Source organism: Micromonospora sp. NPDC049175, from assembly GCF_043197345.1.
Lineage (GTDB): Bacteria > Actinomycetota > Actinomycetes > Mycobacteriales > Micromonosporaceae > Micromonospora.
The window spans coordinates 1-14,257 of sequence record NZ_JBICSY010000004.1; the positions used below are offsets into that span (position 1 = coordinate 1).

A 14,257-nucleotide genomic window follows, 5' to 3' on the forward strand; every position below is an offset into this window, starting at 1 on the left:
GCCCGGTTACATTCCGAACCCGGAAGCTAAGCCCTCCAGCGCCGATGGTACTGCACTCGTGAGGGTGTGGGAGAGTAGGACGCCGCCGGACAATCTTCCAGTCGAGGGCCGCCCCATCCGGGTCGGCCCTCGACTGCGTAGCGCCATTGGTGGCGCAATCAGGAAGGATGTACCTGTGAGTTCAGGACCGCAGGGCGGAGACCGTCCCCGTCGCTACGAAGACCGTACTGACGGTGCGGGCGGACGCGACCGCGGCCCGCGCCGCGATGACCGAGACCGGCCCCCGTACCGGGGAGATCGCGACAGCGGTGGCGGCGCCCGCGGCGGTTACGCCGGCGGCCGCGACTCTGGTTCCCGTGGTGGTGACCGGGACAGCTCGCGTTCCAGCGCCCCGCGTGAGGGTGGCTACCGTGGTGGCGACCGTGACGGTTCGCGTTCGGGTGCCCCGCGCGAGGGTGGTTTCCGTGGTGGCGACCGTGACGGTTCGCGTTCGGGTGCCCCGCGTGAGGGTGGTTTCCGTGGTGGCGACCGCGATGGTTCGCGTTCCAGCGCCCCGCGCGAGGGTGGCTTCCGGGGCGGTGACCGCGAGGGCGGCTTCCGCGGCGGCGACCGTCGCGAAGGTGGTTTCCGTGGTGGCGACCGCGATGGTTCGCGTTCCAGCGCCCCGCGCGAGGGTGGCTTCCGTGGTGGCGACCGTGACGGTTCGCGCTCGGGTGCCCCGCGCGAGGGTGGCTTCCGGGGTGGCGACCGTGAGGGTGGCTTCCGTGGCGGCGACCGCCGTGAGGGCGGCTATCAGGGTGGCGATCGCACCCGTTCCGGCCCCTCCCGTGAGGGTGGCTTCCGGGGCGGGGACCGCGAGGGTGGCTTCCGTGGCGGCGAGCGTCGCGAGGGTGGCTTCCGCGAGGGATCCCGACCTGGCGCGCCCCGCGAGGGCGGCGGCTTCCGGGGCGGTGACCGTCGTGAGGGTGGTTACCGGGATGGCTCCCGCTCGGGTGCCCCGCGTGAGGGTGGCTTCCGTGGTGGCGACCGCGAAGGTGGTTTCCGCGGTGGCGACCGGGACGGCGCCCGTTCCAGCGGCCCCCGCGAGGGTGGCTTCCGGGGTGGCGACCGTGAGGGTGGTTTCCGTGGTGGCGACCGTCGCGAAGGTGGTTTCCGCGGTGGCGACCGGGACGGCGCCCGTTCCAGCGGCCCCCGCGAGGGTGGCTTCCGGGGTGGCGACCGTGAGGGTGGTTTCCGCGGCGGCGACCGTCGTGAGGGTGGTTTCCGTGGCGGCGACCGGGATGGTTCCCGGCCGAGCGGACCGCGTGACGGCGGTGCGCCTCGTGAGGGTGGCTTCCGTGGTGGCGACCGCGAGGGCGGCTTCCGCGGCGGCGACCGTCGCGAGGGCGGCTTCCGGGGTGGCGACCGCGATGGTTCGCGTTCCAGCGCCCCGCGTGAAGGCGGCTTCCGGAGCGGTGACCGGGGCGGTTCCCGGCCGAGCGGACCGCGTGACGGCGGCGCGCCTCGTGAGGGCGGTTTCCGTGGTGGCGACCGTGAGGGCGGCTACCGGGGCGGTGACCGTGAGGGCGGCTTCCGTGGTGGCGACCGTCGTGAAGGCGGCGCGTCCCGCGACGGCGGTTACCGCGGTGCTCCCCGTGAGGGTGGTTTCCGTGGTGGCGACCGCGACAGCTCCCGTCCGAGTGGACCGCGCGAGGGCGGCTACCGGGGCGGCGACCGTGAGGGCGGCTACCGCGGCGGCGACCGGGCGGGTGCTTCCCGGGCCGACGACCGGCCGCGTCGCGAGGGCGAGTTCCGCCGCGACGACCGTGCTGGCGGCTCCGACTCGTTCGACGGTGGGCGTAGCTCTGCTCCGGCCCTGCCGGATGACATCCTCGCGACCGACCTTGACAAGGACGTCCGCGCTGAGCTGCTCTCGCTGAACAAGCCGGTCGCCGAGACGGTGGCCCGGCACCTGGTCGCGACCGGTCAGCTGATCGACGAGAACCCGGCCGAGGCGCTGGCGCACGCGCTGGCCGCCCGGCGGCTCGCGTCGCGCATCTCCGCGGTCCGCGAGGCCGTAGGCCTGGCCGCGTACCACGCGGGGGAGTGGCAGTCGGCGATCGCCGAGCTGCGCACGTACCACCGGATGAGCGGTCTGCAGAGTCACCTGGCCGTGCTGGCCGACTGCGAACGGGCGCTCGGCCGGCCGGAGCGTGCCATCGACCTGTTCCGCGGCGCTGACCGGGAGAAGTTGGACCAGGCCGTCGCCATCGAGCTGCTGATCGTCGCCGCGGGTGCCCGGGGTGACCTCGGGCAGAAGGACGCCGCGGTCGCGATGCTCCAGGTACCGGACCTCACCAGCGAGGCCACGGTGCCGTGGACGGCTCGGCTGCGGTACGCCTACGCCGACGCGCTGCTCGCCGTGGGCCGACGTGAGGAGGCCCGCGAGTGGTTCTCCCGTGCCGCTGACGTGGACACCGAGGGCGAGACCGATGCCGCCGAGCGGCTGCTCGAACTCGACGGCGTGGTCATCGAGGGCGACGACGAGGACGAGGCCGCCGAGGAGATCGCCGCGGGCCCGGGTACTCCCGGAGCGGTTCCGGCCGAACCGGACGCCGACCTGACCGGCGGGAACGACGACGACCGCGACGACGAAGACGACGACGACCGCGACGACGACGACCGCGACGACGACGAGGATGAGGACTTCGACGACGAGGACGACGACGTCGAGGACCACGAGGACGACGACGTCGAGGATGACGACGAGGACGAGGACTTCGACGACGACGAGCAGGACGGTGCTGTCGGCCGTCCTGGCGACGACGAGGACTCCGTCGACGAGGACGAGGACCGTCACCCGGACGAGGCCGGCAACGACGACGCGGACACCGCCGTCGACGGCGATACGACGTCCGGCGACACGGTGAACGCCGACGAGACCGCCCCCGCCCGGGGCGACGAGTCGGAGCCGACGCAGCGGTGAACGGGGGCACTGGGGAGCGGCTGGTCGACGGGTACACCCTTGTCGTTTTCGACCTGGACGGCGTGATCTACCTGATCGACCGGCCGATCCCCGGTGCCGTCGAGGCGGTGGCCCGGCTGCACGACGAGGGACGGGCGGTGGCGTACGCCACGAACAACGCGTCCCGCCGATCCAGCGAGGTCGCCGACCTGCTGACGGGGATGGGCGTGCCGGCTCGGCCGGAGGAGGTGCTCACCTCCGCCGCGGCCTCGGCCGAGCTGTTGCGGGATCGGCTGCCCGCCGGTGCGCCGGTGCTGGTGGTGGGTGCCGAGGCCCTGCGTGCGGAGTTGCGCGCGGTGGGCCTGACGCCGGTCACCAAAGCCGACGAGAACCCGGCCGCTGTGGTGCAGGGGTACGGCCCGCAGGTCGGCTGGGCCGAACTGGCCGAGGCGTCGATCGCGGTGCGCTCCGGCGCGCTCTGGATCGCCACCAACACCGACCGCACGCTGCCCAGTGGGCGAGGTCCGTTGCCCGGCAACGGGTCACTGGTGGCGGTGCTGCGGACGGCGCTGGAGCGCGATCCGGACGTGGTGGTCGGCAAGCCGGAGTCGGCACTGTTCGAGACCGCCGCCCGGCGCGCGGGAGGTGGCCGGAGCCTGGTGGTGGGTGACCGGTTGGACACCGACATCGAGGGTGCCCGCCGTGCCGGGCTGGACAGTCTGCTCGTGCTCACCGGCGTCCACGGCGTACCGGATCTGCTGGCCGCGGCTCCGCAGCGGCGTCCCACGTACGTGGCGAGGGACCTGGCGGGGCTCTTCGACCCGGCGGTCGCCGTGCGGGTCCCGGGTTCGGCGGACACCGGCGGTTGGTCCGTCACCGACCGCGACGGCACCCTGGAACTGGCCGGCTCGGGCCGGCCGCTTGACGCGCTGGCGGCGCTCTGCGCGATGGCGTGGTCGGCGCCGGAGCCGGCGCTGCCGAAGATCCGCCCGATCGGTCCGGACGCGACGCACGCGGTGGAGAGCTTCGGCCTGGTCGCCGCTGCCTGACCCGGCGCGTCAGAGCAGTTTGCGCAGCTTCAGCAGATCGAACGGGTTGGCCTTGATCGACACCCGGCGGGAGGTCACCGCGCTCGTGACGTCCAGGTCGCCGCGGACCAGGGCGAGCAGGTCGTCGCTGGACGTGCTCAGCGCGATCTTGGCCTTGGCGTCGTCGCCGTCGGTCAACTCGACAAGCCGACCGCCGGTGATCCGGCCGTGGAAGGCGGTGTCCAGATCGGTGATCCGGCAGGCAAGTGTCCGGTCCAGGTCGATCCGTTCGCGCACCGTCTCGGCGTTGCGATCCAGCCGGGCGGCCAGCTCCTGCAAAGCCTGCCGGCACTCGTCCACGCTGGCCACATCTCCCCCTCGTTGATCGCCACGCCGTCCTCGGCACCGTACCGCACGGCACAGTCCGGGGTGCCCGGTAGCGTGACACCTGCACACCCCGCCCCGTGGAAGGACTCAGGCATGCAGGACGCGTGGCGCGCCTACCTCGAGCTGGCCATGGGCCTCGCGGAGGCGCCCCGGAAGAAGGCCCAGGACGTGGTACGTCGCCTCGTCGGCTCCGGTGGCGCGACCGCCGCCCAACTCCAGGCCCTCGGCGAGGAGCTGGTCACCACCGGCGCCGCCAACCGAGAGGCGCTGACCAAACTGGTCCGATTCGAGGTCGACCGGACCCTCGGCGCGGTCGGCCTGGCCACCGCCGACGAGGTGGCCGAGTTGACCCGACGGGTGCACGACCTGGAACGGCAGCTCCGCGAGGCGCGCGCCGTGGAGCCGACAAACGCGTCGACGGCCGCCGCGCCGACCGTCACCGCGCCGACTGCTGCCGCCGCGCCGGCCAACGCGTCGACCGTCGCCGCGTCGACCGCCGCCGCGCCGACCGCCGCCGGCGGCACGGCGCAGGCCGACCCCACGCTTGCCGCGCGCCCCGGCACCGGTCTGGTGCCCTCCGACGCCTCGGCCGGTGCCCCGGTCGCCAAGAAGGCCGTCGCCAAGAAGGCGGTGGCGAAGAAGGCCCTCGCGAAGAAGGCCGTCGCCAAGAAGCCGCCGGCGACGACCGGCACCGCCGACGACGAGGCCCCCACCCCCGCGGACATGCCGGCCAAGAAGGCGGTCCGCAAGCAGCCTCCGGACGACGCCGAATGAGCCAGCCCGGTCCACCGGCCGGCGGGTCGTTCCCGGCCCGGCCCGGCCCGGCACCCAACGCGGCGTTCCCAGCCCGACCCGGCCCGCCGGCCGGCGGAGCAGCCCGACCCGGCTTGCCACCCGGTGGAGCAGCCCGACCTGGCCCGCCACCCGGTGGAGCAGCCCGACCCGGCTTGCCGGCCGGCGGAGCAGCCCGGCCCGCACCGCCGGTGGGCGCCCGTCCCGGGCCGCTGCCCGACGTCGGGGACGACGAGGCGCGGCATCCGGCGGTGGACGCCGCGGTGCGGGCCATGGCCAACGCGGCGACGCTGGCGCCGGCCGATCAGATCGCCCAGTACGAGGCGGCCTACGAGACGTTGCGCGAAACCCTCGCCACCATCGACCAGACCTGAGTGGGACGACCAGGCCTGAGCAGACCGGAGAACCACCCATGGCACGTCGCAACCGGCTGGACGCCGAACTCGTCCGCCGTGGTCTGGCCCGCTCCCGGGAGCAGGCTGCCGCGTTCGTCGAGGCCGGCCGCGTCCAACTGCGGGGGGTCGTCGCGCGCAAGGCCGCCGCGATGGTCGACCCCGCCGATCCGCTGCTGGTGACCGGCGAGGACCCGAGCGAGGAGTACGTCTCCCGAGGCGGGCACAAGCTCGCGGGCGCGCTGGCCGCGTTCGGGGCCGGTGGGCTGCGCGTCGCCGGCCGGCGGTGCCTGGACGCGGGCGCGTCGACAGGTGGCTTCACCGACGTGCTGCTGCGCGCCGACGCGGCCGAGGTGGTGGCCGTGGACGTCGGCTACGGGCAGCTCGCCTGGTCACTGCGTACGGATGAGCGGGTCCGCGTCCTGGAGCGCACAAATGTCCGTACCCTCGATCCGGATGCGATCGGCGGGCCGGTCGACCTCACGGTGGCCGACCTGTCGTTCATCTCGTTGCGGCTGGTGCTGCCGGCGTTGGCCGGCTGCACCCGGGACGACGGTGACCTGGCGTTGATGGTGAAGCCGCAGTTCGAGGTCGGCAAGGACCGGGTCGGCGCCGGCGGTGTGGTCCGCGATCCGGAGCTGCGCGCCGAAGCGGTGCTGGACGTGGCGGCGGCGGCGGCGCGGCTCGGCCTCGGGCTGGCCGACGTGGCGGCCAGCCCGCTACCCGGGCCGAGCGGCAACGTGGAGTTCTTCGTATGGTTGCGCCGAGGCGCACCACCGGCCGACCCGCAGCGGGTGCGGGCCGTGGTGGCGGCCGGGCCGGAGGGCCCGACGTCCGGCGACGTGCCGGACGTGGCGGCGGAGGAGGTCGCAGGGTGAACGCGCGCAGCGAGAAGACCGCGTCGGCCCGCGGGGGATCACGCGGCCGGGCCGGGGCGACGGCGACGGTGGCGCGACGCCGCTCGGGCCGGGTCGGGCGGGTGGCCCGATGAGCCGGACCGCGCTGCTGGTGACCCACACCGGCCGACGGCGCAGCACCGAGCACGCCCGGTCGGTCGCCGCCGACCTGATCGACGCGGGTTTCGAGGTACGTGTGGTCGCGGACGAGGCCGAGGACCTCGACCTGCCCGGTGTGGTGCCGGTTGCCGGCCCGCAGGCCGCCGAGGGCGCCGAGATCGTCTTCGCGCTCGGTGGGGACGGCACCTTCCTGCGTGCCGCCGAGCTGGCCCGGCCGGCGAAGGCGCCGCTGCTCGGTATCAACCTGGGCAAGGTGGGTTTCCTGGCCGAGGCGGAGATCGACGACCTGGACAGCGCGGTGCGCGACGTCGTGGGTCGCAACTACACGGTCCATGAGCGGCTCACCCTGGACGTGACGGCCGAGTTCGACGGTGGGCCGACCATCGAGTCCTGGGGGCTCAACGAGATCAGCATCGAGAAGGGCGAGCGGGCGCAGATGCTCGAACTGCTCGTCGACGTGGACGGGCGGCCCCTGTCCCGCTACGGCTGCGACGGTGTCGTCTGCGCCACGCCGACCGGCTCCACCGCGTACGCGTTCTCCGGTGGCGGCCCGGTGGTCTGGCCGGAGGTGGAGGCGCTGCTGTTGGTGCCGATCAGCGCGCACGCGTTGTTCAGCCGGCCGTTGGTCACCGCCCCGACGTCCACCTTCGTGATCACCGTCGACCCGTTCACCACCCTCGCCGTGCTGTCCTGCGACGGGCGGCGCGTCTACGACCTGCCACCCGGCGCCCGGGTGACGGTGCGTCGGGGCGCCCTGCCGGTGCGCATCGTGCGGTTGCGGGCCCGCCCGTTCACCGACCGGTTGGTCGCCAAGTTCGGCCTTCCCGTGCACGGTTGGCGCGGCAGCCGCCGGTGAGCGCGACGTACACGGTCGGTGGACGGCGGTTGTCCACCTGACGACATGTCGCCGCTGCGGCGGCTGGCGACTAGTGACCTGGTGACAGGCTCCGTCGCAGACTCCGATCGGCCCTCATCTACGGATGGTGGGCCTTACGGAGTAGAGGAGCACATCGCATGCACTGGTCCCCCCGCTGGCTCGCCGTCGGCGCGGTCGGCGCGTTGGTGGTCGGCCTCGCCGCACCGGCGTCCGCCGACCCGCCCGTCCGGCCCACCGGCCCGAACTCGGGCACGCCCACCTCGGGCGCGGCACCCGTCCGCGTCACCCTGATCACCGGCGACCAGGTCGAGCTCGCGCCGGCGGCGCCGGGCCGGGTCGCCGCCACCGTTCGCCCGGGACCCGGGCGTGAGCGGGTCATCTTCCAGACTCTGGAGGTCGACGGCCGGCTGCGGGTCCTGCCCAGCGACGTCCTGCCCTACGTGTCCAGTGGGATCCTCGACGCCAACCTCTTCGAGGTGCAGGATTTGGCGGCCGACGGTTACGGCGACGCCGAGCAGGGCGCGTTGCCGCTGATCGTGCGCTACCAGGAGCAGGCCGGGGGGCGGGTCAAGCCGCTCGCCGGTGCCACCGACGCCCGGCCGTTGGAGAGCATCAACGGCGCGGCGCTGCGGGTCGGCAAGGGGGACCTCGGCGGCCTGTGGACCACCCTGGCCGGCGCGCCCGGGCAGCGTGCCGCCGCCGGGACGCCGGCCAGGCTCGGCGCCGGTATCGCGCGGATCTGGCTGGACGGGAAGGTCCGCCCGACGCTGGAGCACAGCGTGCCGCAGATCGGCGCCCCGATCGCCTGGGCGGCGGGCCGGGACGGTGCCGGCGTGACGGTGGCGGTGCTCGACACCGGCGTCGACGCGACCCACCCCGACCTGGCCGGTCGGATCGCCGAGGCGCGCGACTTCTCCAACAGCGGCAGCGCCCGCGACGGGCACGGCCACGGCACCCACGTGGCGTCCACCATCGCCGGCAGCGGCGCGGCCTCGGCCGGGCTGCGCAAGGGCGTGGCCCCCGGCGCGTCGTTGCTGATCGGCAAGGTGCTCGACGACGGTGGCTCCGGCTACGACTCGTCCATCATCGCGGGCATGGAGTGGGCCGCCCACTCCGGCGCGAAGGTCGTCAGCATGAGCCTGGGCGGCGACCCGACCGACGGCACCGACCCGATGAGCCAGGCCGTCAACGACCTGACCGCCGAGACCGGCGCGCTCTTCGTGGTCGCCGCCGGCAACTCGGGCGCGGCGCGTACCGTCGGCTCGCCGGGCGCGGCCGCCGCGGCGCTCACCGTCGGCGCGGTGGACCGCGACGACAACCTGGCGGAGTTCTCCAGCCGCGGCCCGCGGCTCGGTGACAACGGCCTCAAGCCCGAGATCACCGCGCCGGGCGTCGGCATCGTCGCCGCGCGGGCCGCCGGCACGACAATGGGTACGCCGGTGGGCGACGCGTACACGACCGCGAACGGCACGTCGATGGCCACCCCGCACGTGTCCGGAGCGGCCGCGATCCTCGCCCAGGAACACCCGGACTGGAACGCCGCCAAGCTCAAGGACGCGCTGGTGAGCACCACGAAGGCCAACCCGGCGCTGACCGTCTTCGAGCAGGGTGGCGGTCGCGTCGATGTGGCCCGGGCGCTCACGCAGCAGGTGTACGCGTCGGCCACCGCGGACTTCGGCCGGATCTCCACCGGCGGTGCGGCGGTCGAGCGGACCGTGACGTACACCAATGGCACGAAGGCGGCGCGGACCCTGCGGCTGGCCTTGGAGCTGCGCAACCTGGACAGCGGCGCGGCCGAGACCGACGGGGTCGCCGTCACCTCCGGCGAGGTGACCGTGCCGGCGGGCGGCAGCGTGGCCGTGCCGCTGCGCGCCGACCCGGCGAAGCTGGCCCGGGGTCCGCACGGCGGCTGGCTGGTGGCAACCGGTACGGACGGCGTCGCCGTGCGGACCCCGGTCGGGCTCACCGTCAGTGCTCCGATGCACCAGGTGACCGTGAAGGTGTTGGACCGCGAGGGTCGGCTGACCCTCTCGCCGGGGTTGACTCTCTTCGGTGAGCAGCCCGAGTCGGACTTCTGGGGCTGGTGGCCGGGCGAGGGCACCCTGCAGGTCGAGGAGGGCTCGTACCTGCTGACCGCGATGGTCGAGCACGGCGCCCCGTTGGACGAGCAACTGACCGAGGTCGTCGAGCCGGAGCTGACCGTCGACCGGGACCTGACCGTCGTGCTCGACGCCCGCAAGGGCACGCCGGTACGGATCGAGACGCCGAAGCCCAGTGAGCAGCAGGCGACGCTCAGCTACTACGTGCACCGGGTGTTGGGCAACGGCCGGCAGGTCGACCACGGGGTGATGTCCTACAGCACTGTCCAGCAGGTGAACGTGACGCCGACCAGCCAGGTGCGCCGGGGGGAGTTCGAGTTCGCCTCGCGCTGGCAGCTCGTCGCCCCGATGGTGGATGCGAAGATCAGCGGGGTGTCCGGTCCGCTGGACATCAACCTGATGGGTACGTCGCCGGCGCCGACCGGCCGGCGGAAGATGGCGCTGGTCTGGGCCGGCACCGGAACTCCCGCTGAGCTGGCCCGGGTGCGGGGCGCCGCCGCGCTGCTCGCCACCGACCCGAACCGCTCCGAGGACGAGCAGATCGCCGCTGCGGCGGCCGCCGGCGCCGCCACGGTGCTGATCGTTCGGCCGGCGGACTTCTCCGCGTGGACGGTGTGGCGCCCGATGGGAGACCGTCTGCCGATCCCGTCGATGGCGGTTGCCTACGACGACGGGCAGCGGCTCATCGCGGCGGCCAGGAAGGGCCGGGCGGTGCTGGACCTGACGCTGACCGTGGACAGCCCCTACCTGTACGACGTGTGGCAGGTGTCGAAGGGGCGGGTGCCGGAGCGGATCGTGCACACCGTGACCGCGAAGAACACCGCCGAGGTGACCGCGAGCTACGGCGACACGGGCGCGGGTTGGGCCAGTGAGCAGCGCTTTGGCTGGCGTCCGTGGCAGGAGTACTCCTGGAACGACGACCAGCGCATGGTCCGCAACGGCACCACCCGGCAGGAGTTCGTCAGCGCCGGGGACAACTGGTGGCAGCACCGGGTGCAGCACAAGCTCATGTACCTGCAGTGGGGGCAGTTGGCCGGTGGCCTGAACCAGGCGCCCCGGCGGTACGCCGCCGACGACCGGGAGACCGAGACCTGGCACGCCCCGGTGGTCCGGCCGGCCGTACCCGCCAGCGGCGCGCCGGTTCCCACGCGGACCGGTGACAACCTGGACCTGCGGGTGCCCGAGTTCGTCGACGCCGACGGGCACTACAGCGTGGCCGGCGGGAGTGAGGAGTCGGACACCGTGGAGGCGCGGGTCAGCCGGGACGGGCAGCAGATCGCCGACCTGTCCGGCGGGTGGGCGCCGGTGCCCACCACGGCGGGGCGGGCCCGCTACCGGCTCGACCTGACCACGAAGCGGTCCTCGGACGAGTGGCGCTACGCCACCCGGACCGACACGGCCTGGGAGTTCACCTCGGCCCGACCGGCGGGCGCCGCCGCCACGCCGTTGTCGCTGTTGCAGGTGGACTACCGGGTGCCGGCCGACCTGCTCGGCACGGTACGCGGCGACCGGCCGCACCAGCTCGGGCTGACCCTGCGTCAACCCGCCGGGGTGCCCGCGCCGACCGGTGCCAGCGTGCGCGTGCAGGTCTCCTTCGACGGGGGCGTCACCTGGCGCGCCGCGGCGACAAAGGGGTCGGGTACCCGCTACACCGCGACCGTGCCGGCCGGGCGCGGAACGGTGTCGCTGCGGGTCCGTGCCGCCGACCGGGCCGGGAACACCGTCGAGCAGACGGTGTTCGCGGCGTACGGGCTGCGCTGACCCGCGCCGGGCGGGGCGGCTGGGGCCGTCCCGCCCGGGTGGGGTCCGCCGTCCGGCGACGGCGGGCCCTGCCGGGTCAGAGCCAGCCGCGTCGGGCGACCTGGAACGCCAGCCCGGGCCGGGTGTCCACCCCGGCGGCGGCCATCAGGTCGGCGACGCGCCGCTGCACGGTCCGCCGGCTCACCCCGAGCTGCGAGGCGATGGACTTGTCCGGTACGCCGGCCACGAACAGCGACAGCAGCCGCGCCTCGTCGGCGTCGGGCTGATAGCCGTCGCCGGGTTGGTCGCTCGGATCCGGGCGGCGGTTGTCGGTCGTCGCCTCGGCGAGGGGATCGTCGAGCCGTAACCGGGTGGCCACCCGCCAGTGGCTCTCGAAGAGGGCGAGCAGCGCGTCGAGCAGTTGGCTGCGGCCGATCACGGCGGCGCTCGGTTCGCCGCCGTCGCGGTCGGGCACCAACGGGCAGATGGCGATGCGGGCGTCCACGATGGCCAGTCGGACCGGCAGCCGGTCCAGGACCCGGGCCTGCTCTCCGGCGGCGACGCCCTTGGCCAGGTCGGCCAACGCGCCCGGTTCCAGCAGCAGGTCACGTTCGTAGATGGCCCGGTAGCTCACCCCGCGGGCCAGCGCGTCGAACTCCTCGACGTTCTCCGGGCCGGCCATGGCCAGGGGGTTGGCGCGGCAGAACCAGAGCACCTCGGTGCGTGCCGCATTCTGCAGATCGCGCAGACGGTCCCGGAGCACCCGGGCGCCGGCGATCACCTCGACGAGGTGGTCGACGTGGTGCCGTCGCAGCCCGGAGCGGTATTCCTCGGCCAGTTGGGTGACCCGTCGGCGGGCCGCCTCCAGGTCCTCCTGGCGGCGCAGGAGCGTCGCGCCGAGGGCGACGTCCGGGGCGGTCGGGCGCAGCGGTGCGTCCGGGTCGTTGTCGGTGGGCTGCACCAGGCCCTTGGCGCGCAGCGCCTCGACCTGGGCGACGACCTGGTCGCGGGGTCGGTTGAGCCGGCGGACCAACTCGTCGATGCGGGCCGTGGTGAGCTGGAGCAGGCAGCGGTAGAGCTCCTCCTCAGCCGAGGTCAGGCCGATCACATCCAACACGGGGCAGAACTGTACGGCGGCCGGGTGTCGGCCGCACCCGGGCCCGTCGGCTGGTCAACTGTCGTGCCTCGCGTCTACTGTCGGTGGCTGTGCTGGAAGAGCTGCGCATCACCGGACTGGGCGTCATCGAGGACACCACGCTGCCGTTGACCGGCGGCATGAACGTCATCACCGGCGAGACCGGTGCGGGCAAGACGATGGTGGTGACCGGTCTCGGCCTGCTCTTCGGGGGTCGGGCCGACGCCGGGCGGGTCCGCGCCCAGCCCGGCCGGGCGGTGGTCGAGGGGCGGTTGCGCCTGCGTGGGCGGGTCGCCGACGCCGTGCACGCCCGGATCACCGAGGCCGGTGGCGAGCCCGACGAGGACGGCTCGGTGCTGCTGAGCCGCACGGTCACGGTGGAGGGGCGCTCCCGCGCCCACGTCGGCGGCCGGAGCATGCCGGTGTCGATGCTCGGCGAGGTCGGCGAGCAGGCCGTTGCCGTGCACGGCCAGTCCGACCAACTGCGGCTGCTGCGCCCGGCCGAGCAGCGCGCCGCGCTGGACCGCTTCGCCGGCCCCGCGCACGAGAAGCTGCTCGACGCGCTGCGCGAGGCGTACACCGGGTGGCGGCGGGTGGTCGACGACCTGGCCGACCGGCGGCGCAACGCCCGCGAGCGCAACCAGGAGGCCGACCTGTTGCGGCTGGGCCTCGACGAGATCACCCGGGTCGATCCGCAGGCGGGTGAGGATGACGAGCTGAAGACCGAGGCGCAGCGGCTGGAGCACGCCGAGGGGTTGCGGACGGCCGCGCAGATCGCCCAGCAGTGCGTGGCGGGTGGTGCGGAGGCCGCCGAGGAGGCACCCGACGCGACGGTGCTGCTCGGCACCGCCCGGCGCACGTTGGAGGCGCAGTCGGGCACCGACCCGGCGCTGGGTGAGCTGGCGGCCCGCCTGGAGGAGGCGGCGACGCTCGTCACCGACGTGTCGGCGGAGCTGTCGGCGTACCTGGCGACGCTCGACGCGGATCCGGCCCGGTTGCAGCACGTCTACGAGCGGCGGGCGGCGCTGCGGGCGTTGACCCGTAAGTACGCCGACGACGTCGACGGGGTGATCGCCTGGGCCGATCGGGCGCGCACCCGACTGTCCGACCTGGACACCTCCGACGATCTGCTCGACGAGTTGGAGCGCGACGGCCAGCGCCTCGCCGCGGAGGTCGCCGACCTGGCCGGGCGGGTGTCGGCGTCCCGGCAGGAGGCGGCGATCCGGTTCGCCGAGCAGGTCACCGTCGAGCTGGCCGGGTTGGCCATGCCGCACGCGCGGATCGAGGTGGCGGTGCTGCCCCGCCCGGCTGGTCGCGCCGAGCCGACGCTGTCGGTCAACGGCGTCGAGGTGGGTGTCGCGTCGGACGGTGGTGACGAGGTGGAGCTGCGGTTGCTGGCTCACCCGGGAGCGCCGTCGTTGCCGTTGCAGCGGGGCGCCTCCGGCGGTGAGTTGTCCCGGGTGATGCTCGCCATCGAGGTCGTGTTCGCCGGCTCGGGTGGCCCGCCCACCCTGGTCTTCGACGAGGTCGACGCGGGTGTCGGCGGTCAGGCGGCGGTGGAGATCGGCCGGCGGCTGGCCCGGCTGGCCCGCAGCCACCAGGTGCTCGTCGTCACACACCTGCCGCAGGTGGCCGCGTTCGCCGACCGGCACCTGGTGGTGGCGAAGGACACCGGCGGCGCGGTGACGACAAGCGGGGTACGGGTCGTGGAGGACACCGAGCGGGCTCGGGAGTTGGCCCGGATGCTCGCGGGTTTGCCCGATTCTGATCTGGGTATCGCTCACGCCGAGGAGCTGCTGGCCGTGGCCGCCAAGGAAAGGCGGCTGTGACGCCGCGTATTGTGAGCG

Annotated in this window: 11 protein-coding genes and 1 rRNA gene; 9 read left to right on the forward strand and 3 right to left on the reverse strand. The window is 74.1% G+C overall.

The window, feature by feature from the left end:
* A 5S ribosomal RNA gene (gene rrf, locus ACGFH8_RS17240) occupies nucleotides 1-91 on the forward strand; the annotation flags it as partial.
* A 90-nt stretch (nucleotides 92-181) separates the two neighbouring features.
* Here rrf and ACGFH8_RS17245 read toward each other — a convergent pair.
* Complete coding sequence (locus tag ACGFH8_RS17245; protein WP_393368004.1) at nucleotides 182-1,951, reverse strand: hypothetical protein; 1,770 nt, start codon at nucleotides 1,949-1,951, stop codon at nucleotides 182-184.
* On the opposite strand from ACGFH8_RS17245, the gene ACGFH8_RS17250 reads away from it, so the two are divergent.
* Nucleotides 1,940-2,965 (forward strand): tetratricopeptide repeat protein, encoded by a 1,026-nt coding sequence (locus ACGFH8_RS17250; RefSeq protein ID WP_393368006.1) that lies wholly within the window; start codon nucleotides 1,940-1,942, stop codon nucleotides 2,963-2,965. The genes ACGFH8_RS17245 and ACGFH8_RS17250 overlap by 12 nt on opposite strands.
* Nucleotides 2,962-3,993, forward strand: coding sequence for an HAD-IIA family hydrolase (locus ACGFH8_RS17255; RefSeq protein WP_393368008.1), 1,032 nt, complete (start codon nucleotides 2,962-2,964; stop codon nucleotides 3,991-3,993). The genes ACGFH8_RS17250 and ACGFH8_RS17255 overlap by 4 nt, the downstream gene beginning before the upstream one ends.
* A 9-nt stretch (nucleotides 3,994-4,002) precedes the next feature.
* On the opposite strand, the gene ACGFH8_RS17260 is transcribed toward ACGFH8_RS17255, so the two are convergent.
* A complete protein-coding gene (locus tag ACGFH8_RS17260; RefSeq protein ID WP_393368010.1) occupies nucleotides 4,003-4,341 on the reverse strand; it encodes an SCP2 sterol-binding domain-containing protein in 339 nt (112 codons plus the stop codon).
* 111 nt (nucleotides 4,342-4,452) lie between these two features.
* On the opposite strand from ACGFH8_RS17260, the gene ACGFH8_RS17265 reads away from it, so the two are divergent.
* From ACGFH8_RS17265 to ACGFH8_RS17285, 5 genes are all read left to right on the forward strand, one after another.
* A complete protein-coding gene (locus tag ACGFH8_RS17265) occupies nucleotides 4,453-5,133 on the forward strand; it encodes a phasin family protein (RefSeq protein WP_393368012.1) in 681 nt (226 codons plus the stop codon).
* Nucleotides 5,134-5,342: 209 nt separating this feature from the next.
* A complete protein-coding gene (locus tag ACGFH8_RS17270; protein WP_393368014.1) occupies nucleotides 5,343-5,525 on the forward strand; it encodes a hypothetical protein in 183 nt (60 codons plus the stop codon).
* A gap of 38 nt (nucleotides 5,526-5,563) precedes the next feature.
* A complete protein-coding gene (locus ACGFH8_RS17275; protein WP_393368016.1) occupies nucleotides 5,564-6,421 on the forward strand; it encodes a TlyA family RNA methyltransferase in 858 nt (285 codons plus the stop codon).
* A 109-nt stretch (nucleotides 6,422-6,530) separates the two neighbouring features.
* Complete coding sequence (locus ACGFH8_RS17280; RefSeq protein ID WP_393368018.1) at nucleotides 6,531-7,415, forward strand: NAD kinase; 885 nt, start codon at nucleotides 6,531-6,533, stop codon at nucleotides 7,413-7,415.
* Nucleotides 7,416-7,573: 158 nt separating this feature from the next.
* Complete coding sequence (locus tag ACGFH8_RS17285) at nucleotides 7,574-11,296, forward strand: S8 family serine peptidase (RefSeq protein WP_393368019.1); 3,723 nt, start codon at nucleotides 7,574-7,576, stop codon at nucleotides 11,294-11,296.
* 76 nt (nucleotides 11,297-11,372) lie between these two features.
* Here ACGFH8_RS17285 and ACGFH8_RS17290 read toward each other — a convergent pair whose 3' ends face one another.
* Entirely contained in the window at nucleotides 11,373-12,392 is a 1,020-nt protein-coding gene (locus ACGFH8_RS17290) for a helix-turn-helix domain-containing protein (RefSeq protein WP_393368021.1), read from the reverse strand.
* A gap of 89 nt (nucleotides 12,393-12,481) precedes the next feature.
* Between ACGFH8_RS17290 and recN the strand changes: the two genes are divergently transcribed.
* A complete protein-coding gene (gene recN / locus ACGFH8_RS17295) occupies nucleotides 12,482-14,239 on the forward strand; it encodes a DNA repair protein RecN (protein WP_393369084.1) in 1,758 nt (585 codons plus the stop codon).
* Nucleotides 14,240-14,257: the final 18 nt, after the last annotated feature.

Excerpts from the sequence above, each read along its gene's own strand:
- ACGFH8_RS17265 (WP_393368012.1), top strand. The coding sequence starts at position 4,453 with ATGCAGGACGCGTGGCGCGCCTACCTCGAGCTGGCCATGGGCCTCGCG.
- ACGFH8_RS17275 (WP_393368016.1), top strand. The coding sequence starts at position 5,564 with ATGGCACGTCGCAACCGGCTGGACGCCGAACTCGTCCGCCGTGGTCTG.
- ACGFH8_RS17280 (WP_393368018.1), top strand. The coding sequence starts at position 6,531 with ATGAGCCGGACCGCGCTGCTGGTGACCCACACCGGCCGACGGCGCAGC.
- ACGFH8_RS17285 (WP_393368019.1), top strand. The coding sequence starts at position 7,574 with ATGCACTGGTCCCCCCGCTGGCTCGCCGTCGGCGCGGTCGGCGCGTTG.